Source organism: Segniliparus sp. (assembly GCF_051660745.1).
Classification (GTDB): domain Bacteria; phylum Actinomycetota; class Actinomycetes; order Mycobacteriales; family Mycobacteriaceae; genus Segniliparus.
In genome coordinates this window covers 36,485-57,019 of record NZ_JBOFQF010000019.1, presented here as the reverse complement: position 1 = coordinate 57,019, position 20,535 = coordinate 36,485, and the positions used below count along the sequence as shown (strand labels likewise).

Genomic DNA, 20,535 nt, shown 5'->3' with positions numbered 1-20,535 from the left:
GGATCTGAAGGCGCCCTGACCGGTACCCTCGGAGGCTATGGCCCGCACTCTCCACATCCTCGGAGCTGGGGTGATCGGCCTTTCTATCGCGTGGCGCGCTGCGCAGCGCGGATGGTCGGTCCGAATCTCCGACCAGACGCTCGGCTCGACTCCGCCGCCGGGGGTGTCGGCCTCCTGGGTGGCGGGGGGCATGCTCGCGCCGTACTCCGAGGCGTGGCCGGGGCATGAGCCGCTGCTGCGGCTCGGGATGGGCAGCCTCGGGCGTTGGCCGGGATTCGCGGCGGAGCTCGCCGGGTTCGCGCCCGCCGGGACCGTCCTCGCGGCCGAGGAGACCATCGTGGTCGGCGCGACGGCGGCGGACCTGTCGGCGCTCGCGCCGGGATTCGAGTCGGCCCGCGCCGTCGGCCTCGACTGGCGCCGCCGCGCGCGCGGCGAGCTCCGGGAGGCCGAGCCAGGGCTTGCGGCGGACCTGCGCGGCGGCTGGCTCCTGCCGGAGGAGCCTGCTGCGGACAACCGGGCGCTTCTCGCCGCGCTCACGGCGGCGGCGCGGAGCCTGGGAGTCGAGTTCGTGGCGGAAAGCCCGGAGCAGCTGCCCAGGGCGGGGACGGGGCGCGTCGTCGTCGCGGCAGGCGCGGGAACCCCCGCGCTCCTCCCGGAGCTGCCAGTGCGGCCGGTGAAGGGGGAGATCCTGCGGCTCGCCGCGTCGCCGAAGACGGTCCCGCCGCCGAGACGGACGATCCGCGCGCTGGTCCGGGGCAGGCACGTCTATCTCGTGCCGCGTCGCGACGGCGTCGTGGTCGGCGCGACCGAGCTGGAAGGGGACGAGCGGACGGGGGTCTCGGCCCAAGCGGTCGCCGAGCTGCTCTCGGACGCGATCGCGGTCCTCCCGGGCCTCGCGGACTACGACCTCGTGGAGGCCTCGGCGGGCTTTCGCCCGGTCACCCCGGACCGCTGCCCGGTGCTGGGCTGGGTCGATCCAGCTGGCGCGGACCGCTGCCTCGTCGCGACCGGCCATGGCCGAGACGGCATGCTGCTCGCCCCGCTCACTGCCGAGCTCGCGGTGGATTTATTGGAAGACGCGCAGGTCGGCGAGCCGGAACGGGAAGCATTGCGAGCAATGGACCCGGCCCGGTTCTTGGTTCGGTAACCTAGAGGCATGGGCGAAATCCTCATCACTGCGAACGGAGAGGAGCACTCCCTCCCCGAAGGGGCAGCGATCGCCGACCTCCTCGAGCGGCTCGGGCTTTCCCCCAAGGGCATCGCGGTCGCGGTGGACGGCGTGGTGTCCCCGCGAGGCGAGTGGGACCAGCCTCTGCGACCAGGCGCTGCCGTCGAAATTCTTACGGCGGTCCCCGGTGGATAGCCCCCTTGTCATCGCCGGGCGCGCTTTCGGGTCCCGGCTCATCATGGGCGCGGGCGGGGCCCCGTCGCTCGGCGTGCTGGAAGAGGCGCTGCACGCGTCGGGGACCGAGCTCACCACAGTGTCGATCCGCAGGGCGGGGGTCGCGCCGGGCGAGGGCGTCCTCGACGTGCTCGAACGGCTCAAGATCGCGGCGCTGCCGAACACGGCGGGCTGCAAGGACGCAGGCTCTGCGGTGCTCACCGCGAAGCTCGCCAGGGAGGCGCTGGGCGAGAGCTGGGTCAAGCTCGAAGTCGTCGCAGACGACCACACGCTGCTGCCCGACCCGGTGGAGCTGCTCTCCGCCGCCGAGACGTTGGTGGACGACGGTTTCACCGTCCTGGCGTACACGAACGACGACCCGGTGCTCGCGGCCCGGCTCGAAGACCTCGGCTGCGCGGCGGTCATGCCGCTCGGCGCCCCGATCGGCACCGGGCTCGGCATCCTTAACCCCCATAACATCGAGATGATTGTTTCTCGGGCGCAGGTCCCGGTCATCCTCGACGCGGGAGTCGGCTCGGCGAGCGACGCGGCGCGCGCGATGGAGCTCGGCTGCTCCGGGGTGCTGCTCGCGACGGCGGTGAACCGGGCGAAAGACCCGGTGCGCATGGCCGAGGCGATGGCGGCGGCGGTGAAAGCGGGCAGGCTCTGCCATCTCGCCGGGCGCATCCCGAAGCGTTTTTGGGCGCAAGCCTCCTCTCCCGACCTCGACTGATCCTCTACGCTGCCCCCGTGACAGACGCAGCGCAACCCGCCGAGATCACGGGGACCACGGAGACCGCGCCGCCGGTGGAGACCGTGCCGCCGGTAGAAGTGACGGGCCTGACCAAGCGTTTCGGCTCCCGCACTGCGGTCGCGGGCCTCTCCTTCGCCCTCAAACCCGGCCAGGTGACCGGCTTCCTCGGCCCGAACGGAGCGGGCAAGTCCACCACCTTGCGGATGATCGTCGGGCTCGACGCGCCGGACGGGGGGAGCGCCACGATCTTCGGGCGGCCCTACCGCTCCCTCAAGCATCCCCTCAAGACTGTGGGCGCCCTCCTCGACGCGAAATGGGCGTATCCGAGCCGGAGCGTGCGCGACCACTTGCGGTGGATCGCCGCCGCGGGCGGGATCCCCGCGAGCCGCGTCGCCGAGGTGCTCGACCTGGTCGGGCTGGCCTCGGTCGCAGGTCTTCCCGCGCGGCAGCTCTCCCTCGGCATGTCGCAGCGGATGGGCGTGGCTGCCGCGCTGCTGGGCGAGCCCGACGTGCTGCTCTTCGACGAGCCGGTGAACGGGCTGGACCCGGAAGGGGTGACCTGGATCCGCTCGCTCATCAAAGAGCTCGCCAGGCGCGGGGCAACGGTGCTCGTCTCCAGCCACCTCCTGGCCGAGATGGCGCTCACCGCCGACCACCTGGTCGTCATCGGGCGCGGCGTGCTCATCGCCGACTGCTCGGTCGAGGAGTTCATCGCCAGGGCGACCGACGACGTGGTGCTCGTGCGCAGCCCGCAGGCCGAGGCATTGGCCGAGGAGCTCGTCCGGCTGGGCCACAAGGTCGAGGCTGGGGAGGGCGGCGCGCTGACCGTGCACGACGCGACGAGCGCGGATATCGGCGAGCTCGCGGCCCGGCGCGGCTTCACGCTGCACGAGCTGACCGCGCGGCGGGCTTCGCTGGAAGAGGCGTATTTGAAACTGACCGAGAGCGCGGTGGAGTACCACAGCCACGCGCTGCCCGCTTCGTCCCCGGAGCTCGGCGCGGTCGAGGAAGGAGCGGCGCAGTGAGCGGGAGCGTCAACGCGCTACGGGCCGAATGGATCAAACTCACCTCGGTGCGCAGCACCAAGGTGAGCTACCTCCTGGTCGTGCTGCTGGCCGTCGGCCTGGCCGCGGTGGTGGCCGCCGCCGGGGCCTCGCCGAGCAACGCGGAGGCGCTCAGCGGGCTCGCGGGGGTGACGAGCGGGGTGCCCGGCCCGGGCCTGGTCCTGCTGCTCGTGGCGGCGACGGTCGCGGTGACCGGGGAATGGCGCGTGGGCACGCTGCGCACCACATTCCTCGCGGTCCCCGACCGGCTCTGGGCGATCACCGCGAAAGCGCTGGTGGTCGGGGCCGTCGGCGCGCTCGTCGGGTTCCTCTCCGCAGGCTCGGGCGTCCTCGTCGCAGGAGCGCTCGCGAGGCCGACCGCGACGGAGCTCGGCTTCTCCGGCGACCTGCGCCTGCTCTGGACAGTCCCGGTCGCGGCCTTCTTCGGCTCGTTCTTCGCCATCGGCGTCGGCAACCTCGTCCGGCACAGCGCGGGAGCGATCACATTGCTCGTGGTGTGGCTGCTGGTCGTGGAGACGCTCGCGCAAACCCTGGTCGTCGGCATCTCGAGCCAGGCCGCGCACATCCCGCAAGCGCTCCTGCCGTTCACGAGCTTCGGGGAGTTCGTCTCCGGCCACGGCTCGCAGGCGCTCACCGAGTACTCGCCCTCGGCCGCTTTCTTCGTGTTCGCGGCCTGGTCGCTAGCCCTGTTCGGGGCAGGCGTCGTCGCCACCGTGCGCCGGGACCCCTAAGCGGCGAGGAAGCTACGAGTTCACGCCTTTTCCTTGCCTGATCAGGCAAGGGGTCTGGTTGTCATGTTCGGTTTCACATACTATTTCCGCAGCAACACGAGCTACGGATGGGTTCAGGAGGGTCGCCGCATGGCCTACACCGGCGGATTTTCCCGCTACGGGTATGGGGACGTGGGTCCACGGGTCAAGCAGTATGGGTATGTCCCGGAGCCTGACGAGGAGCAGATCGATCCGAAGGTCCTTGAGTCCGAGCGCTGGAAGGCAGACGAGGCCCGCAGGTTGCAGGAGTCGGTCGTTCCGCAATCGAGGTTGGCGAGGCGTTGGACCCCAGATCGAGGTTTGGTGTACGAGACAGCTTCGACTGCGATCGGTGCGAAGCCGCCGAGATTGCCCAGCGGCGAGCTGGACTCTTCCAAGGACTTCCCTGAGCCCGCGCCGCCGAAGCCTCCTGTGAATCTCGTGACGGATTTCCCGTTCGGGGGTGCTCAATGAGCGGCGGGGTGGGGACGAACATCGAGGGCCTGCGCGGTTACGGGCAGCGCGTCGGGGGCAAAGCGGACGAGGCGAAAGCGTTGGATCTGGGCCAGTTCCACAGAGCTGTGTTCTTGCCGGGGAGCGAGACCGCGAAGGCGCTGGCCGAGTCCGGGGAGGCATACGGGGCTGTCGCGAATGCGGCGCAGGGCAGGCTCTCGTTCGCCGGGACCGAGAGCGTCGTGGACGCGGGCACCTACGAGCAGGTCGAAGAGGACTCCGCTGAGCGGCTGCAGAGCACGGGCGAGAGCGTCGCGGAGTACCGGTGGTGACGTGGCCGAGTTCGATCTGAACACATTGCGGGCGTGGAAGCCCGAGACCGTCATCGCGGCGGCGGGCGAGGCTGGCCAAAGGACCGCCGCGTTTGAGGGGATCGTCGACGAGGTCAAGGCCCTCACCAACGAGACCGCGGGGCGCTCCTCGGGATCTGGAGAGGAGGCCCGGTTCGCGCACGTGGACAAGACTGTTGCCTTCGCCCACGAGAAGATCCAGTTGATGCACGAGCACCAGCAGATCGTCCAAGAGGCCGGATACGACCTCACAGCGAAACACAACCGCCTGTTCACAGCAGTCCAAGCCGCGCAACAGACCGGGCTCGTCGTCAACAGCATTGGCACGGTCGAGGGCGACTACCCCCGCCAAAGCCAAGAACTCATCGACAAGCACGCCACGAGCGTCGGGCAGGCAAAACACGAGCTCGAACTGGCCGACGCCGAACATGCCCGCAAGATCCGCGACTCGAACGCCAGAATCAAAGAAGGCGCCGAGAACGGCTTCCGCAAAGCGGACAGCATCCAGAGGTTCGGGAACTTCAAAGACGACCCGGTCGACCCGAAGAAACGCCAAGCCTTCGGTGTGATCGGCGATAAGAAGGACAAGCCGGTCAATCCGAAACAGGAGCCCGAACCGCCCCCTCCTGGCCCGGGTGGGCGTTCGATGAACGACTGGCTCAAACTTCCACACTACAATGCCCGGTCGTTGGACGATACTGAAACCCGTACCGTGTATCTGCGAGGCGAAGGACAGGTCGCTGCGTTGAACGAGCAGTGGAAGCAAGAGGGCCTGTCCGCAGAGGAGCGGGCCCGGCGGACGTTTGATCTGCGCAACTCGCTGCGCACCTACTGTCGAGATTTGATGGTCGACCAGGCGGCCCGGGCAAAGCTCGATGAGGGGTCCCCGAATATGACGTGGGAGCAGATGATGCAGAAAGAGGCCGCGAAGGGCAACACCGGAGACAACGCCTACGAGCAGATCGCGCAGTCCGCAGCCCGCAGTCGCGACTCTGTGAACAAGTCCTTGGGCATCGATCCGAACAACCCTCCGCCACTGCCCCAAGCGAAGGAGACACCGTCAGGAAAGTCAGAGCCCGAGTCAGTCCCACGAGGGGAACCGCGTCCGTCTGAGCCGGGCGGCGGACGGATGCGACCACAAATCGAGGGCGAGGGGCCTTCGGGCCGGATGCGACCGCGAATCGAAGGGGAGGTCGTCCCTCCGGGCGCGATCGCCGGGCAGCAAGGCGAACAGCGGCGAGGGGAATGACTTGATGACCTTGGAGAGTTACAACAAAAAGAGAAGAGCGAGCCGAATAGAGGTGCAGAATGCCTACTGACGAGACCGTGTGGGAGCGGATCGATTACGACACCGAGGGGTTGCGCGACCGCGTGGCGCGAATACTTGTCGATGATCCCGAGGACGATGTAGGGTATCCCGCAGAATTGCCCGTGGGCACCACAGAGGTCGTCATTTTGGATGACACCCCGAACGTGCACCTTTGCCTCAGAGTGCACGTGGCCGGATATCCCGAGGCAATCGCCTACATCAAATACGATCAACTCGCAGTCGAAGTCCCGAACGGCTCAGCGCGCCCTGGATACGCTGTTCCCCACGATGTGCGGGCGGTGCCGTTGCGGGATCTTCCACCCCTGCCGCCGAGAGAACTGCCACCCCTCCCGCCAGTACGCGAGTCCCAAACGCAGCAGCAGTAATTTTTGGTTTCAGAGTCTGTTGGTCCGGGGATGTTGTCATCACGCCTCCAGCGCGGTGATTTCCGCTTCGAGGTTGCGTCGGGCGGACTTTTCCCAGCGCTCCGCGCCGTAGGCGGTGCGGAAGATGGCGCTGTGGCCGAGGAGGGATCGCAGCACGTCAGCGCGGCCTCGGTGGTAAAGCGGCTCGGGCACGTGGGCGTACTCCGCCCGGACCGCCTCCGCGTACGCTTGGTACTTGTGTGGCTCGCCGCCGAGGACGGCCAGGTCTGCGTCGCACAGAGCCGCCCCGTTCGCGTCGCCCGGCTGCACCTGATGGCCTGCGGTGAGGAGCACGAGCCGGGCCACCTCTTGCGCGAGGGCCCCCGGGCCGAGTGTTTGAGAGGCGAGCTCCGCCGAGCTGGCCTCGTTGTCCGCCTCATTCGGGTCGTACACCGCGTCGTGGAACCATGCGGCCAGCCGCACCGGCTCGTCCTCGAACACGGTCCCCGCAGCGGCTAACTCGTCGAGGGCGGCGAGCACCGCGGTGAGGTGCGCGAACGTGTGGTAACGCCGATGCGGCTGGGACCAGCGAGCCACGAGATCTTCGCGTTGCGCCTCGGTGAGGGTCATGGGCTCGATTTTTCCACACGGCGCGCGGCGCCTGTTGCGGTCAGCCGTCGAGCGCGACCAGCAGCGCCGCGTCGATGAGCCGCACCGCCCGCTCGGCGGGCATCCGAGCGGGCTCCACCACGATGGAGCAGGCCAGGCCGTCGGCGAGCGCGAGCAGCGTCGCCGCGCGGTCGTTCGCCTGCTCCCCGGCGAGCGCGGGGCGGGATTCGGCGATGAGCTGGGCGACGAGCTTCTCCACTTTGGCCCGGTCGTAGCGGTGCCGCCGGGCGGTCGGCTCGTGCACGGCTGCGCGGGCCATGCGCAGGGACCACAGCACGGACAGCCTGCGCTGCCCGGGGTCGGGGTTGGCCAGCGCGACCACGACGGCGCGGAGCCGGTCCTGCGGCGGCCCGCCGCGCGCGAGCTCGTGGTCCAAACGTCCCATGAACTCTGCGCCGAGGCGGTCGGTGGCCGCTTCGAGCATGAGGTCTTTGGTGGGGAAGTGGTGCTGCACCGACCCGATGGACACGTTGGCGCGAGCGGCGACATGCCGCACGCTGACCGCCTCGAAGCCGCCTTCGGCCAAGAGCTCGGTCATCGCGGCGACGATCTGCTCGTATTGACTATCCATACACGTGTACGGTACGCCCCTCCGGGGGCTGTGACAAGACCCTGCCGGTCAGGAGTCGGGGTTGGAGACCCGGCTGCCCCGGGCTGTCGCGAAGTCGTAGGCGGACTCGGCGTGCTCGGTCTCGTCGAGGCCTTCGGCTTCGCCATGCGGATGCGCGCGCAGCCCGATGACGGCCTTGAGCGCGAGCCCGATCAGCGCGGTGACGACCAGGGCGTAGCAGAGGACCGACAATGCCGCGACGCCCTGGCGCCACAGCTGGTCGAAGCCGCCGCCGTAGAAGAGCCCGTCCACCTGGCTCGCGCCGGCGGATTTGCTCGCAACCAGGCCGATCATGAGCGTGCCGACCAAGCCGCTGACCAGGTGCACTCCGACGACGTCGAGGGAGTCGTCGTAGCCGAGGCTGTATTTCCACTCGATGGCGATCGAGCTGGCCACGCCCGCGACGGCGCCGATGGCCAGCGCCCCGACGGGGGTGACGTACGCGCAGGAGGGCGTGATCGCCACCAGGCCCGCGACCGCGCCCGAGGCCGCGCCGAAGGAGGTGGGCTTGCCGTGGCGGATCCGCTCGACAACCAGCCAACTCGCGAGCGAGACCGCTCCGGCGGCCAAGGTGTTCGCGAAGGCGAGCGCCGCGACCCCGTCGGCTTTGAGCGAGGACCCCGCGTTGAAGCCGAACCAGCCGAACCACAGCAGGCCCGCGCCGATCATGACGGCGGGCAGGTTGTGCGGGCGCATCGGGTCTTTCGGCCAGCCGCGCCGCTTGCCGAGCACCAGCGCCAGCGCCAGGCCCGAGACGCCTGAGTTGATCTCCACCGCCGTGCCGCCCGCGAAGTCCAGCGCCTTGAGCTTGTTGACGATCCAGCCGCCGTGCGCGGCGGTCAGCCCGTCCGGGGAGAACACCCAGTGCGCGACGGGGAAGTACACCAGGACGGACCAGAGCGCGGCGAAGACGATCCACGGGGCGAAGCGCATACGGTCGGCGACGGCTCCGGCGATGAGCGCGACCGTGACCATCGCGAACCCGGCCTGGAACACCACGAAGACAAGCGCGGGGATGGTCCCGACCAGGGGCACGGGGTCGTTCTGGCTTGCGAAGAGCCCGCGCAGGCCCGCGAACTGGGCCGGGTCGCCAAGCAGGCCCCAGCCGAGGTCCTCGCCGAAGCCCGCCGAGTAGCCGAACGCCATCCAGAGCACCCAGACCACGGGGATGGCGGCGAAGCACATCATCATCATGTTCAGGACGTTCTTCGCGCGGACCATGCCGCCGTAGAAGAACGCCAGTCCGGGAGTCATCAAGACGACGAGCGCCGCGCTGGCGAGCACCCACGCGGTGTCGGCCCCGTTGAGGGAGAGGGGAGGGTTGTTCAAATGCGGGCTCCTTTGCGCACTGGTCCTGCGAGAGTTTTCCATGAAAGCCGTCACAGAGGCGAATCGGGTCGCCGGTCTCCGCTAAGGTCGAACCCCGTGCTCATCCTGCTGCCGCCCTCCGAGACCAAAGATTCCGGCGGCGATGGGCCGCCCGTCGACCTCGGCGCTTTGTGGCTGCCGGAGCTGGCCGACGCCCGTCGCGCGCTCGTCGACGCGCTGACCAGACTTTCCGCCGACGTCCCGGCCACCGCACGGGCGCTCGGGATCAGCGAGGCGCAAGCCGAGGAGCTGGCGCAGGTCAACGCCGCCCTCTGGTCGAGCCCGACCCGGCCCGCGCTCGCCCGGTACACGGGGGTCCTTTATGACGCGCTCGCCGTCGCCACGCTCACCAAGGCGCAGCGGGCCAAGGCGGACGCGCGCCTCGCCATCGGGTCGGCGCTCTTCGGCGTGGTGGGGGCGGGCGACCAGATTCCGAGCTACCGGCTCTCGGCGGGCTCCAAGCTGCCCGGTTTCGGCACGCTCGCCGCGCATTGGAAGCCCGTGCTCGAGCCTGCGCTCGCGAACGCGGGGCTTGGGCTCGTGGTGGATCTGCGCTCGGGCGGCTACCACCAGCTCGGCAAGGCCTCAGGCGCGATTACCGCGACCGTGGTGACCGAACGCGCGGACGGCTCGCGCAGCGTGGTGAGCCATTTCAACAAGCACCACAAGGGTTTGCTGGCCCGCGCGCTCGCGACCACGAGGGCGGAGCCGGCGGACCTCAAAGGCGTGGCTGCGGTGGCGAGGAAGGCGGGATTGCGGGTGGAGACCCCGTCGGCGACGGAGTTAGTGATCGTCACCTGAGCCGTCCGAGCTGAGCAGCTCGGCGACATCGACGGTCTTTCCTGGCGCGTAGGGGACGGGGATCTGCTGGCCGCGAAGGTATTCGATGCGACTGCGATAGCCGGTGGGGTGCGGCTCGTGGTGCACGTACACCTTGTCTTTCGTGACCATCCAGTACTCGGGATACCCCGCGGAGCCATAGAGCTGGGCCTTGAAAGCCAGGTCCAAAGCTTTTGTCTCGTCAGAGACTTCGACGACAAGGAGAACATCGCTCGCTGCCCAGCTGAAGATGCGCTTGCTGAGCTGCTCTTCCGGTTCCGCGCCTGCGCGGCAGACCCACACATCCGGGTCTGGCAGAGAAGTTCCGGAGGGCAATGTCTCGCCAGTGATTTCGACTCCGGTGTCTGGCAATCGTTTGATGAGCCGAACTGCTGTCCTGCTGTGCCATCTGCCGATGGGCACGGACACCACCTCCCCGTTTAAAAGCTCCACCCGCTGGCCTTCGAAAACCCCAGCTTCCCAGGCGAGCAGGAACCGCTCGGGGGTCCATCGATATTTCAGAACCCCAGGATCGGCGGCCAGAACCTGAGTCATGCGTCGATTCTACGTGTAACTCGTCACTTCGACGCAGAATTCGTCACGGTGACGAATTCTGCGGCAGACTCAGCCCAGCCGCCACAGCGGGTTGACCGGGCCGTGGCCCGCGCCGAGGTCGTAAGACCAGCGCAGCGACTCGGTCACCCAGTCCTTCGCGAAGGCCACCGCCTCGGGGACGCTCGCCCCGCGCGCCAGCGCGCACGTCATGGACGAGGCGAGGGTGTCGCCGCCGCCGTGGTCGTTGCCGGTCGGAATCCGGGGCTTGGCGAATTCGAGGAACGAGTCCCCGTCGTAGAGGATGTCCACGCTGAGCGGGTCCGAGCGCAGATGTCCGCCGGTCACCAGCGCCCACCGCGCCCCGAGGCCGACCAGCCTGCGCGCGGCCTCCTCGGCGCTCGCGCGGCCCGTGACCTCGATCCCGACCAGGAGCGCGACCTCGTCGAGGTTGGGGGTGACCACGGTCGCCAGCGGGAAGAGCTCGTCGCGGACCACGTCGAGCGCGTCGGGCGTGAGCAGGGGATTGCCGTGCATGGACGCGCACACGGGGTCCACCACGAACGGCACGCCCCTCCCGTCTCTCCCGGCTCCCTCGCCGATCCCGACATCCCGGCAGGCGGCCGCGACTGCCGAGACGATGGAGGCCGAGGCCAGCATCCCGGTCTTCGCGGCCTGCACGCCGATGTCGCCCGCGACCGAGCGGATCTGCGCGGCGACGACGTCGGCGGGGATCTCCGCCACGCCGGTCACCCCGAGGGTGTTCTGCACGGTCACGGCGGTCACGGCGGTCATGCCGTGGCAGCCCGCGAGCGCGAATGTGCGCAGGTCGGCCTGGAGCCCGGCTCCGCCGCCGGAGTCCGAGCCCGCGATGGTCAGCACTCTTGGCGGGGTCTGTCCGGGTTGGAGCGGGGGGAAGGTCACGCTTTTATGGAAGCACGAGGCCGCCGCCGCGCGTCCGCTCGGGGAGGGATAGTATGACTTCTACTACCTGCTGTAGTAGAAGTCTTGCGGGACTGACTACAGTGAGAGTCGTGCGGATCGTGCCGACGAGACGCCCGCAGCCCGATCCGAGGAGCAGCAATGACCGCGCTCGACATCGCCCGATGGCAGTTCGGGATCACCACTGTCTACCACTTCCTGCTGGTCCCGCTCACCATCGGGCTGGCCCCGCTCATCGCGCTCATGCAGACGGTCTGGCAGGTCACCGGCGACGAGCGCTGGTACCGGGCGACCAAGTTCTTCGGCAAGCTCTTCCTGATCAACTTCGCGCTCGGCGTGGCGACCGGCATCGTGCAGGAGTTCCAGTTCGGGCTCAACTGGAGCGAGTACTCGCGGTTCATCGGCGACGTGTTCGGCGCGCCGCTCGCGCTGGAGGGGATCGTCGCCTTCTTCATGGAGTCAACGTTCCTCGGCCTGTGGATCTTCGGCTGGGACCGCCTGCCGCGCCGCGCGCACCTCGCCTGCATCTGGATGGTCGCGCTCGGGACCAACGCGTCGGCGTACTTCATCGTCGCGGCGAACTCCTTCATGCAGCACCCGGTCGGCGTCCGGTACAACCCGGAGAAGCGCCGGGCCGAGCTGACGAGCATCTGGGAGCTGCTCACGAACAACACGACCCTCGCGGCCTTCCCGCACACCGTCGCCGGGTCGTTCCTCACGGCGGGCACGTTCGTGGCCGGGATCGGCTCCTGGTGGCTGGTCAAAGAGAAGGCGGAGGTGTCGGAGCTGTTCCGCCCCGTCGTCCGCCTCGCCCTGTGGACGATGGTCGTCTCGGGCGCCGCCGTGGCGATCACCGGCGACGTCCAGGGCAAGCTCATGTTCCAGCAGCAGCCCATGAAGATGGCCTCCGCCGAGTCGCTCTGCCAGACCGAGACCGACCCCGACTTCTCGATCCTGACCACCGGCACGCACAACAACTGCGCGTCCATCAGCCGCATCGTCGAGGTGCCGTACGCGCTCTCGTTCCTCGCGAAAGACCAGTTCACCGGGGTCACGCTGCAAGGCGTGGAGAACCTGCAGCAGGCAGGAGTCGAGAAATACGGCCCCGGCAACTACCGCCCGAACCTCTTCGTCGCCTACTGGGCGTTCCGCGCGATGATCGGCTGGGCCGCAGGCTCGGCCGCGCTCGCCATCGCCGGGCTCTGGCTCACCAGGGGCGGGCGGACGCCGCGCCAGGGGTGGTACCGCCGCCTCGCGCTCTGGTCGCTCCCGACGCCTTTCCTCGCGAACAGCGCGGGCTGGGTGTTCACCGAGATGGGCCGCCAGCCATGGGTGGTGGCCCCGAACCCGACCGGTGTGAAAGAGATCCACCTGACGGTGCAGCAGGCGGTCTCCGGGCATGGCGCGGCGACCGTCGCGGCCTCGCTGGTCTGCTTCACGCTTTTGTACGGCTTCCTCGCGACCGTGTGGTTCGGGCTCATGCGGCGCTACGTGCGCGAAGGACCGCTGGAGCACGACGCGCACCCGCCGGGGGCGCGCGCCGACACGGACGACGCGGAGCTCTCTGGCCACGACGGCGGGGCCAAGCCCCTGAGCTTCGCCTACTGAGCGGACAAGGAGACAAGCCATGGATCTGCCTCATTTCTGGTTCCTGCTGGTGGCGGTGTTCTTCGGCGGGTACTTCCTCCTGGAGGGCTTCGACTTCGGCGTCGGCATGCTCATGCCGATCTTGGGGCGCTCCGACGAAGTCAAACGCCGAGTCCTGCTCAACACCATCGGGCCGGTGTGGGACGGCAACGAGGTCTGGGTGATCACCGGCGCGGGCGCGATGTTCGCCGCGTTCCCGCAGTGGTACGCCACGTTGTTCTCCGGCTTCTACGCGCCGCTGCTCTTGATCCTGTTCGGCCTGATCGTCCGGGTGGTCTCCATCGAATGGCGCGGCAAGATCGAAGACCCGCGCTGGCGCAGGTGGTGCGATATCGGGATCGGCCTCGGGTCGTGGCTGCCCGCGATCCTCTGGGGCGCCGCCTTCGCCGACATCGCGGTCGGGGTGCCGCTCGACGAGAACGGGTACGTGGCCGGAGACCTCTTCTCGTTGCTGCAGCCCGCGGCCCTCGTGGGCGGTGCGACGACGTGCGTGGTGTTCCTCGTGCACGGCGCGGTGTTCGTGGCGCTCAAGACCGAGGGAGACATCCGCGCGGCGGCTCGGCGCTTCGCCGCCCGGTGGGCATTCCCCGCCCTTGCCCTCGTGCTCGCCCTCGGCGGCTCTGTCGAACTGCGCCGACAAGGGGCGTTGCCCCTCGCGGCGGCCGTCGTCGCCGCGCTGGCCCTCGCCGCGTCGTCCTTCGCCCTTCGCAAAACGCGCGAGGGCTGGGCGTTCGTGCTGACCAGCGTCGCGGTGCTCGCGCTCGTCGTGCTGCTCTTCGGGTCGCTCTACCCGAACCTGGTCGCCTCGTTCCCGAATCCGGAGCACAGCGTCACCATCGAATCCGCCGCTTCCAGCCCGTACACGCTCAAGGTCATGGCGTGGGCGGCGTTGGCGACCGCGCCGTTCGTGCTCGTCTACCAGGGCTGGAGCTACTGGGTGTTCCGCCAGCGCATCTCCACGGCGCATATCCCGCATTCGATCGGGCTCAGCCTGCGCGTGCCCGCGCCTGCCAAGGGCGGCAACGCCGAGCCGGTCGGGGCCGAGCCAGACGGGGACGCAGGGGAGCGCTGATGCCCGCCCCGTTCGACCGGCGTTTGGCCCGAGCGAGCCGCTCCGCGCGGCGATACTTGGTGCTCACCGGGGCGATGGGGCTCGCAACGGCGGGCTGCGTCGTCGCCTCGGCGGTTTTGCTCTCGACGCTCGTCGAGCGCGCGGTGTCGCCTCATCGGACCAGCGGCCAGAGCGGCCCCGTCCTGTTCGGACTGCTCGCGGCGGTGTTCGCGGCGCGCGGCGCGATCGCCTGGCTGCATGCCCGGCACAAGCATCGTGCGGCGCCCCGAGCCGTCGCCGAGCTGCAGACCGAGCTGCTCGTCCGGATGGCCGCCGCCGACCAGCGCGCGGCCTTGGCGCATCGCGGCCTTGCGACGACGCTCGTGACGCGGGAGATCGACGGGATCCGGGCGTATCTCACGGGGTATCTGCCCGCGCTCGTGCTGTCCGCGACGGTCACGCCCGCGACCATCGTCGCGATCGCCGTCCTCGACCCGCTCTCGGGGCTCGTCGTCGCGTGCGGCGTCCCGCTCGTCGTGCTGTTCATGGTGCTCGTCGGGCGCTACAGCGAGGGCCGCTCGGCCAAACGCCTCGTGGCGCTCTCCCGGTTGTCCGCCGAGCTCTTGGACGTGGTCGCGGGCCTGCCGACGCTGCGGGCCCTCGGCAGGGAGTTCGCGCCCGCCCGCCGGGTCCGCGAGCTCGGGCGCGCGCATTTCCGCGCGAGCATGGCCACGCTGCGCACGGCGTTCCTCTCGGGGCTCGTGTTGGAGCTGCTCACGACGTTCTGCGTCGCCTTCGTCGCGGTCGCGGTCGGACTCCGGCTCGTCTACGGGGAGATGAGCCTTTTCGCCGGGCTCGCGGCGCTCGTGTTGGCCCCGGAGGCGTATCTGCCGATCCGGGCGGTCGGGGCGCAGTTCCACGCGGCCCAGGACGGGGTGGCCGCATGCGCGAAGACGTTCGAGCTGTTCGACCGCCTCCCCGCGCGGCGGCGGGGGAGCCGGAACGGCGACGCGTCGGCAGCGTTGCGGCTGCGCTCGGTCACCGTCGCGGGCCGGGACGGGAACGCCCCGGAGCGTCTTGAAGCCGTGCTGCGCCCCGGCGAGATCACGGCGTTGGTCGGGGCGAACGGGAGCGGCAAGTCAACGGCTCTCGCCGTGCTGCTCGGGCTCGTCGACCCCGAGGAGGGGGAAGCCCTGCTCGGGGACGTGCCGATCCGCGAATTGGACCCGAGTTGGTGGTGGGGCCAAATCCGCTGGGTCTCCCAGATCGCGCCATCGCAGCCTGCGGGCGGGGGCCTTTCGCTCGGCGAGGCGCAGCGGGCCGCGCTCGCCAGGGCCTTGCGCGCCCCTGCCCAGGTCTTCCTGCTCGACGAGCCGACGGCGCATCTCGACGGCGCTTCGGAGGCACAAGTCGTCCGTTCGCTGCGGGAGAAGGCGCGATCCGGGGCGACGGTCGTCGTGGTCTCCCATCGCGGCGCGCTCATCGAGGCCGCCGACCAGGTGGTGCGGGTGCGGGCAACGAGGCAGCCAGACGTCGAGGCGCGGGAGCCTGCGTATGCGTGAGCGCTGGTCGCAGGAGCCGCTCCGGCGGGCGCTCGCGCTGCTGTCGCTGCGCCCCCGACAGGTCGTTTGCGCTGTCGGCACAGGCGTCGCGACGCATCTCTGCGCGCTCGGGCTCACCGCGCTCTCCAGCTGGCTGATCCTGCGGGCCTGGCAGGCGCCGCCGGTGCTGTATCTCTCTGTCGCCATCGTCGCGGTGCGCGCGCTCGGGCTTTCCCGAGGCCTCTTCCGCTACCTCGACCGCCTGGCCGCGCACCGGATCGCGCTCGGCGGCCTCGTCGGGGCGCGCGAGCGGGTGTATCTGGCCCTGGCCTCGGGAAACCCGGCCGCGACCTACGGCCTGCGGCGCGGCGAGCTCGCCGAACGGCTCGGAGCCGACCTCGAAGCCGTCGCCGACGCGGTGGTGCGGGCGCTCTTGCCGATCGCGGTCGCCGTCGTGACAGCGGCTTCGGCGGCAGTGGCGATGGCGTTCCTGAGCTCGGGCGCGGCCATGGCGCTGTTCGTGATCGCGGCGCTCGTGCTCGGCGTGGTCCCGATGCTCGCCGCCAGCGCGGCCCGCGCGGACGAGGACGCAGGCGCGCTCGCCCAGAACAGCTACAGCGCCGAGGCTGTCGCTGTGGTGGAGCACGCCGACCAGCTGCAGGTCGCGGGGGAGCTGGGGAAGGCGCTGGCCGTCGTCGGCGAAGCCCAGGCCGCAGTCGTCGCCGCGCGGGACGGCGCGGCGAAGGCGCATGCGTGGGCCGCCGCCGCGTTGCCGCTCGGCTCCGGTCTTGCCGTGCTGGCGGTGTTCCTCGACCCCGGCTTGGCCCGAGCGGCGGCCGAGCGCCCCACGCTGCTCGGGGTCGCGGTGTTCTTGGCGCTGGCCGCGTTCGACGCGGCCTCCGGCCTGCCCGAGGCGGCCCAGCGGCTGGTCGCGTCGCGCTCGGCGGCGCTGCGGGTCATGGCGCTCCTCGACGCGGCGGGCGGCGGCGCGGAGGCCCAGGAAAGCCCAGCGCGGAACGGGGCCGGGCGGGATCGCGCCCCCGGCTTCGCCCCAGCGCCGCATCTGGCGTCCGACGGGCTGGAGATCGGCTGGCCAGGAGCGAAACCGAGGCTCCTCGGGCGCTTCGAGGTCGCGCCGGGAGACCGGCTCGCGGTGCTCGGCCCGAGCGGCAGCGGCAAAACGACGCTGCTGTTGACGCTCGCGGGGCTCGTCGAGCCTGCGGGCGGGGCATTGTCCGGCCTGCCCGACGACCCAGGGCCGCTGCCGTTCCAGATCGCCTACTTCCCCGAGGACGGCCACCTCTTCGCCACGACGGTCCGGGAGAACGTGCTGGTCGCCAATGGCGCGGCCACGGCGGACGAGGTCGACGCGGCCCTCGCTGCCGTCGGCATGCTGGAGTGGGCGCGCTCGCTCGCGGACGGCGTGGACACCGTGCTGGTCGGGGGAGCGGAGGCCGTCTCGGCGGGCCAGCGCAGACGGCTCCTGCTCGCTCGGGCGTTGGTGTCGCGGGCCCCGGTGCTGCTGTTGGACGAGCCCACCGAGCATCTCGACCAGGAGTCCTCCGCCGAGCTGCTCCGCGCGCTGCTCGACCCGGAGGGCGCGTTGGTCCCCGCCGGGCGCGCCGTTGTCCTCGCCACCCACCACCGGGACGCGGTCGCGGGCTGCCGCGCGGTCGACCTCACTCCGTGACCGGGCGGGTCTCCGTCCAGTCGACGACGAGCTTGCGTTCGGCGAAGAACCAGACGCCGTCCTGTTTGGCGAACGTGTCGAGGTAGCGCAGCGACGCGACCATGATCTTGCGCTGGCCGTCCTCGGCGTACAGGTGGTGCGCGAGGGTGTAGCTCTCCCCGGTGGCCTTGTCGCCGTCGAGCGCGACCGTGCTTTGGCCGTTGAAGTGCGTCGTCGTCTCGTATTTGTCCAGGTCGGCGAACACCGGGGCGAGCGCGTCGCGGCCGTCGAGCGCGTAGGTGGGTTCGCTGCCCCCGCCGTCCATGAAGACGACGAACTTCGCGTCCTCGGTGAACAGCGCCTGCTGCTCCTTGGCGTCGCGGCGGTCGGCGCAGTGCGCGTAGGCGTCGAAGAGCTCCCTGATGGCGAGCCGGTCTGCGATCTGGTCGAGCGTGACGGGTGTGCGCGCGGTCATGTTTCTCCTTGCGGTGCGGCGGGATGTCCCTTGGTCAGGCTTCCGCCAATATATCAGACCGGTGGTCTCTTTTCCGGGGGGCGCCGCCTCGCGAGATTCGAAGGGCCCGCCCGCCTGCGGGGGGAGTACTGTCGGGCGACGTGCTCGAAAGCTGTGGACTGTAGATGGCAGGGGTGCTCAACGGCTTCGCGGTGATCTTCGTGCTGGTCGGGGTCGGCTACCTCGCGGCGCGGTTCCGGCTCCTCGGCGAGCACGGCGTCGACGTGCTCGCCCGTGTCGTCTACTACGTCGCCACGCCCGCGTTGCTGTTCGAGATGCTCGCCAAGACCCCGACGGCCAAGGTCTTCTCGTCCGAGATCCTTGTGGCGGGAGCCGCCGTGCTCGTGGTCGGAGCCACGTCTTTCGCGGCGGCCAGATGGCTGTGGGGCAGAGACCTGCAGTCGAGCGTGCTCGGCATGCTCGCCGCGTCGTACTCCAACTCCACGAACCTCGGCATCCCGATCGCCACGTTCATCCTGGGCGGCCAGCAGTACGTGACCCCGCTCGTGCTGTTCCAGATGGTCGTCTACCAGCCGTTCGCGATCATGCTGCTCGGCCTCGGCCAGCCTCCCGAGGACGGCTCCCCGCAGGGCGGGCGCAGGCTGGCCGACGCGTTGCGGGGCTTCGCGAACCCGATGCTCGTCGGCGGCGTGCTCGGAGTGGCGGCGAGCGCGACGGGCTGGGCGCGCCCAGCCTTCCTCGACTCCTCGCTCGCCATGATCGGGGCGATGACGGTGCCGTCGGCGCTGCTGGTCTTCGGCATGTCCTTCGTCGCGGGCTCGTCGTTCGACCGCGAAGAGGCTTCCAAGCTGGAGCTCTGGCTCGTCGTCGTGCTCAAGAGCGCCGTCTACCCGCTCGTCGCGTACCTGCTCGCGCGGTTCGCCTTCGGCCTCGACGCGCCCGCGGTGCTCGCGGCGACGGTGCTCGCGGCCCTGCCGACCGCGAACATGGTCTACGTCCTCGCGGTGCGCTACCAGCGGTGCAAAAGCCTGGCCCGCGACGCCTCGCTGATCACCACGCTGCTGTCGATCCCGGTGGTGTTCGCGGTCGTGTGGCTGCTCGGCGGCTGATTCCGGGGCCGCGCGGGGCGGGATTAGGATGTCGGCATGCGTCGTGTGGGGCCTATTTACGTTGAGTCGTTCGTCCGGTGCTCGATGGACGAGCTGTGGGCGGCGACGCAGGACCCCGCGCGGCACGCCCGCTGGGACCTGCGTTTCGGGGAGATCGAGTACCAGGCGAAGGCGTCGGACGACGAGCCGCAACGGTTCTCCTACGCCACCAAAGTCGCGCCCGGGTTCGTGGTCGCGGGCACGGGGGAGGCGTTGGGCGACCGGGAGCGCCCGGACGGCTCGCGCTGGTCCGGTCTGAAGTTCTGGAGCGAGGACCGCCGCTCGCTGATCGCCTCGGGAGCCGGGTACTGGCGGTATCTTCCGGTCGAGGGCGGGATCAGATTCCTCACCCGCTACGACTACCGGACTCGGTGGGGCGCGTTCGGCAGACTCGTGGACCGGCTCGTGTTCCGGCCGTTGTTCGGCTGGGCGACGGCGTGGAGCTTCGACCGGCTGCGGCTCTGGCTCGAGGAGGGGATCCCGCCCGAGCGCTCCCGAGACCAGGCCCTGGCGCATGCGCTCGCCGTGGCAGGCGTGGCCGGGGTGTGGGCGTACCAGGGGCTCGTGCCGAAACTGGTCTGTTGCGCCGACGACGAGGCCGTGCTGTGGGAAGGACTGGGCTTGTCGCGACGGCGGGCGCGGCTCGCGGTGCGCGCCGTCGGCGCGGCGGAGGTCGCGCTCGGCGTCGTCGCCGCGCGCGCCCGGCGCAAGCCTGCCTTCCTCGCCACCGCCGCCGCGATGCCTCTCGCGCTCGCGGCGGTGGCGAAAGCGAGCCCTTCTGCGTTGGTCCGGGCATTCAACCCTGTGTCGCTGAACTGGGCGATGGCCGCGCTGGCGGCGATCGCGGCGCTCACCGGGACGGGCCTGCCGTCGGGACGGACGCCATTGCGGACCGCGCCGGACAAGCAGCCGCAGGTGGGAGCGCTGCCATGACCTCGATTTACGAGCAGGCGCTCGGGCCGGATTTCGCGAGGCTGCACCCGATGACCCAGTGGCGCTTCGGCCTCACGTCCGACCAGCACACCTGCCAGATCGGCCGGGGCGTGATGGAAGAGGTGTGGCGGGGGCGGCCCTGGGTCGCGCCGTTCCTGCGCATCGGCTCGCGCCGCCGGATCATGTTCCCCGACCGAGGCAGGGGCGTCCCGTTCACCATCCAGAACTACGCCTACCGCGACAGCTTCGGGCGCGAGACTGTGACGTGGGCGCGGCGGTTCAAGCTGGCAGGCATGTACCGCTCGTTCGACGCGACGATGGTGTACAGCCCGGCGCGCGGCGTGGTGGTGGACTACCTCGGCACGCACCAGCACCTCGCGGTGGACATCCACCTGAGCGTCGGGGATCGGGGGGAGCTCCGGCTGCGCTCCGGGGACCAGCGCTTCTACGAGGGCTTCCTCGGCTTCCGGTTCCCCATGGCCCTTTCCGGATTCGCCGAGGTCAGCGAGCGCTGGGACGAGGAGGCCGGATGCTTCCGCATCGAGGTCGCCGTGCGCAACCGGCGCTTCGGCCCGCTCTTCGGCTACCGGGGCTCGTTCACCGTCGCCGAGTACCCGTGCTCGCCCGAGGAGATCCCGCTCGACGTGCGTCCCCTGCGCGAGGAGCGGCGGGAGTAGCGCGGCGCG

Annotated in this window: 23 protein-coding genes; 17 read left to right on the top strand and 6 right to left on the bottom strand. The window is 70.1% G+C overall.

Annotation, left to right across the window (positions count from 1 at the left end):
* Nucleotides 1-37 precede the first annotated feature (37 nt).
* The 9 genes from thiO to ACRC20_RS05675 all read left to right on the top strand — a co-directional run bounded on the left by thiO (nt 38) and on the right by ACRC20_RS05675 (nt 6,446).
* The gene (thiO, locus tag ACRC20_RS05715) at nt 38-1,147 is read left to right on the top strand and encodes a glycine oxidase ThiO (RefSeq protein WP_438685383.1); all 1,110 of its coding nucleotides are present in this window, start codon (nt 38-40) and stop codon (nt 1,145-1,147) included.
* Between the two features lie 9 nt (nt 1,148-1,156).
* Entirely contained in the window at nt 1,157-1,363 is a 207-nt protein-coding gene (gene thiS / locus ACRC20_RS05710; RefSeq protein WP_438685382.1) for a sulfur carrier protein ThiS, read from the top strand.
* Nucleotides 1,356-2,114: a thiazole synthase gene (locus ACRC20_RS05705; protein ID WP_438685381.1), complete on the top strand. Its 759-nt coding sequence runs from the start codon at nt 1,356-1,358 to the stop codon at nt 2,112-2,114. The genes thiS and ACRC20_RS05705 overlap by 8 nt, the downstream gene beginning before the upstream one ends.
* 83 nt (nt 2,115-2,197) lie before the next feature.
* A complete protein-coding gene (locus ACRC20_RS05700; RefSeq protein ID WP_438685419.1) occupies nt 2,198-3,160 on the top strand; it encodes an ABC transporter ATP-binding protein in 963 nt (320 codons plus the stop codon).
* Complete coding sequence (locus ACRC20_RS05695; RefSeq protein WP_438685380.1) at nt 3,157-3,930, top strand: ABC transporter permease; 774 nt, start codon at nt 3,157-3,159, stop codon at nt 3,928-3,930. The genes ACRC20_RS05700 and ACRC20_RS05695 overlap by 4 nt, the downstream gene beginning before the upstream one ends.
* A 129-nt stretch (nt 3,931-4,059) precedes the next feature.
* Nucleotides 4,060-4,422: a hypothetical protein gene (locus tag ACRC20_RS05690; protein ID WP_438685379.1), complete on the top strand. Its 363-nt coding sequence runs from the start codon at nt 4,060-4,062 to the stop codon at nt 4,420-4,422.
* On the top strand, nt 4,419-4,733 hold the full coding sequence (locus ACRC20_RS05685; protein WP_438685378.1) for a hypothetical protein: 315 nt from the start codon (nt 4,419-4,421) through the stop codon (nt 4,731-4,733). The genes ACRC20_RS05690 and ACRC20_RS05685 overlap by 4 nt, the downstream gene beginning before the upstream one ends.
* Nucleotide 4,734: 1 nt before the next feature.
* The gene (locus ACRC20_RS05680) at nt 4,735-6,000 is read left to right on the top strand and encodes a hypothetical protein (RefSeq protein ID WP_438685377.1); all 1,266 of its coding nucleotides are present in this window, start codon (nt 4,735-4,737) and stop codon (nt 5,998-6,000) included.
* 59 nt (nt 6,001-6,059) lie between these two features.
* Nucleotides 6,060-6,446 (top strand): DUF7161 family protein, encoded by a 387-nt coding sequence (locus ACRC20_RS05675; protein ID WP_438685376.1) that lies wholly within the window; start codon nt 6,060-6,062, stop codon nt 6,444-6,446.
* Nucleotides 6,447-6,485: 39 nt separating this feature from the next.
* On the opposite strand, the gene ACRC20_RS05670 is transcribed toward ACRC20_RS05675, so the two are convergent.
* Genes ACRC20_RS05670 through ACRC20_RS05660 form a run of 3 tightly spaced genes read right to left on the bottom strand, consistent with a single transcriptional unit; the run spans nt 6,486 to nt 9,075 of the window.
* Nucleotides 6,486-7,055, bottom strand: a complete 570-nt coding sequence (locus ACRC20_RS05670) for an HD domain-containing protein (protein WP_438685375.1) — start codon at nt 7,053-7,055, stop codon at nt 6,486-6,488.
* 40 nt (nt 7,056-7,095) lie between these two features.
* Nucleotides 7,096-7,665, bottom strand: coding sequence for a TetR/AcrR family transcriptional regulator (locus ACRC20_RS05665; protein WP_438685374.1), 570 nt, complete (start codon nt 7,663-7,665; stop codon nt 7,096-7,098).
* 48 nt (nt 7,666-7,713) lie between these two features.
* Nucleotides 7,714-9,075 carry an ammonium transporter gene (locus ACRC20_RS05660; protein ID WP_438685373.1) on the bottom strand — a complete coding sequence of 454 codons (1,362 nt, stop codon included), beginning with the start codon at nt 9,073-9,075 and terminating at the stop codon, nt 7,714-7,716.
* A gap of 54 nt (nt 9,076-9,129) precedes the next feature.
* Here ACRC20_RS05660 and yaaA point away from each other — a divergent pair, with 54 nt between their 5' ends.
* Complete coding sequence (gene yaaA / locus ACRC20_RS05655) at nt 9,130-9,873, top strand: peroxide stress protein YaaA (RefSeq protein ID WP_438685372.1); 744 nt, start codon at nt 9,130-9,132, stop codon at nt 9,871-9,873.
* On the opposite strand, the gene ACRC20_RS05650 is transcribed toward yaaA, so the two are convergent.
* Both ACRC20_RS05650 and thiD read right to left on the bottom strand, forming a co-directional pair.
* On the bottom strand, nt 9,856-10,446 hold the full coding sequence (locus ACRC20_RS05650) for a Uma2 family endonuclease (protein ID WP_438685371.1): 591 nt from the start codon (nt 10,444-10,446) through the stop codon (nt 9,856-9,858). The two genes, yaaA and ACRC20_RS05650, sit on opposite strands and share 18 nt — an antisense overlap.
* A 69-nt stretch (nt 10,447-10,515) precedes the next feature.
* On the bottom strand, nt 10,516-11,367 hold the full coding sequence (gene thiD / locus ACRC20_RS05645) for a bifunctional hydroxymethylpyrimidine kinase/phosphomethylpyrimidine kinase (RefSeq protein WP_438685370.1): 852 nt from the start codon (nt 11,365-11,367) through the stop codon (nt 10,516-10,518).
* Between the two features lie 159 nt (nt 11,368-11,526).
* Between thiD and ACRC20_RS05640 the strand changes: the two genes are divergently transcribed.
* From ACRC20_RS05640 to cydC, 4 genes are read left to right on the top strand one after another with little or no spacing between them, the layout of a single operon-like run.
* A complete protein-coding gene (locus tag ACRC20_RS05640; RefSeq protein ID WP_438685369.1) occupies nt 11,527-12,993 on the top strand; it encodes a cytochrome ubiquinol oxidase subunit I in 1,467 nt (488 codons plus the stop codon).
* A gap of 19 nt (nt 12,994-13,012) precedes the next feature.
* Nucleotides 13,013-14,104, top strand: a complete 1,092-nt coding sequence (cydB, locus tag ACRC20_RS05635; RefSeq protein WP_438685368.1) for a cytochrome d ubiquinol oxidase subunit II — start codon at nt 13,013-13,015, stop codon at nt 14,102-14,104.
* A complete protein-coding gene (locus ACRC20_RS05630) occupies nt 14,104-15,645 on the top strand; it encodes an ABC transporter ATP-binding protein/permease (RefSeq protein WP_438685367.1) in 1,542 nt (513 codons plus the stop codon). Before cydB ends, ACRC20_RS05630 begins: the two co-directional genes overlap by 1 nt.
* Nucleotides 15,638-17,314, top strand: coding sequence for a thiol reductant ABC exporter subunit CydC (gene cydC, locus ACRC20_RS05625; RefSeq protein WP_438685366.1), 1,677 nt, complete (start codon nt 15,638-15,640; stop codon nt 17,312-17,314). Before ACRC20_RS05630 ends, cydC begins: the two co-directional genes overlap by 8 nt.
* On the opposite strand, the gene ACRC20_RS05620 is transcribed toward cydC, so the two are convergent.
* Nucleotides 17,304-17,768: a nuclear transport factor 2 family protein gene (locus ACRC20_RS05620; RefSeq protein WP_438685365.1), complete on the bottom strand. Its 465-nt coding sequence runs from the start codon at nt 17,766-17,768 to the stop codon at nt 17,304-17,306. The genes cydC and ACRC20_RS05620 overlap by 11 nt on opposite strands.
* A gap of 164 nt (nt 17,769-17,932) precedes the next feature.
* On the opposite strand from ACRC20_RS05620, the gene ACRC20_RS05615 reads away from it, so the two are divergent.
* From ACRC20_RS05615 to ACRC20_RS05605, 3 genes are read left to right on the top strand one after another with little or no spacing between them, the layout of a single operon-like run.
* Nucleotides 17,933-18,877 (top strand): AEC family transporter, encoded by a 945-nt coding sequence (locus tag ACRC20_RS05615; RefSeq protein WP_438685364.1) that lies wholly within the window; start codon nt 17,933-17,935, stop codon nt 18,875-18,877.
* Nucleotides 18,878-18,913: 36 nt separating this feature from the next.
* Nucleotides 18,914-19,849 carry a DoxX-like family protein gene (locus ACRC20_RS05610; protein ID WP_438685363.1) on the top strand — a complete coding sequence of 312 codons (936 nt, stop codon included), beginning with the start codon at nt 18,914-18,916 and terminating at the stop codon, nt 19,847-19,849.
* The gene (locus ACRC20_RS05605; RefSeq protein WP_438685362.1) at nt 19,846-20,526 is read left to right on the top strand and encodes a DUF4166 domain-containing protein; all 681 of its coding nucleotides are present in this window, start codon (nt 19,846-19,848) and stop codon (nt 20,524-20,526) included. Before ACRC20_RS05610 ends, ACRC20_RS05605 begins: the two co-directional genes overlap by 4 nt.
* The last annotated feature ends 9 nt before the right edge of the window (nt 20,527-20,535 follow it).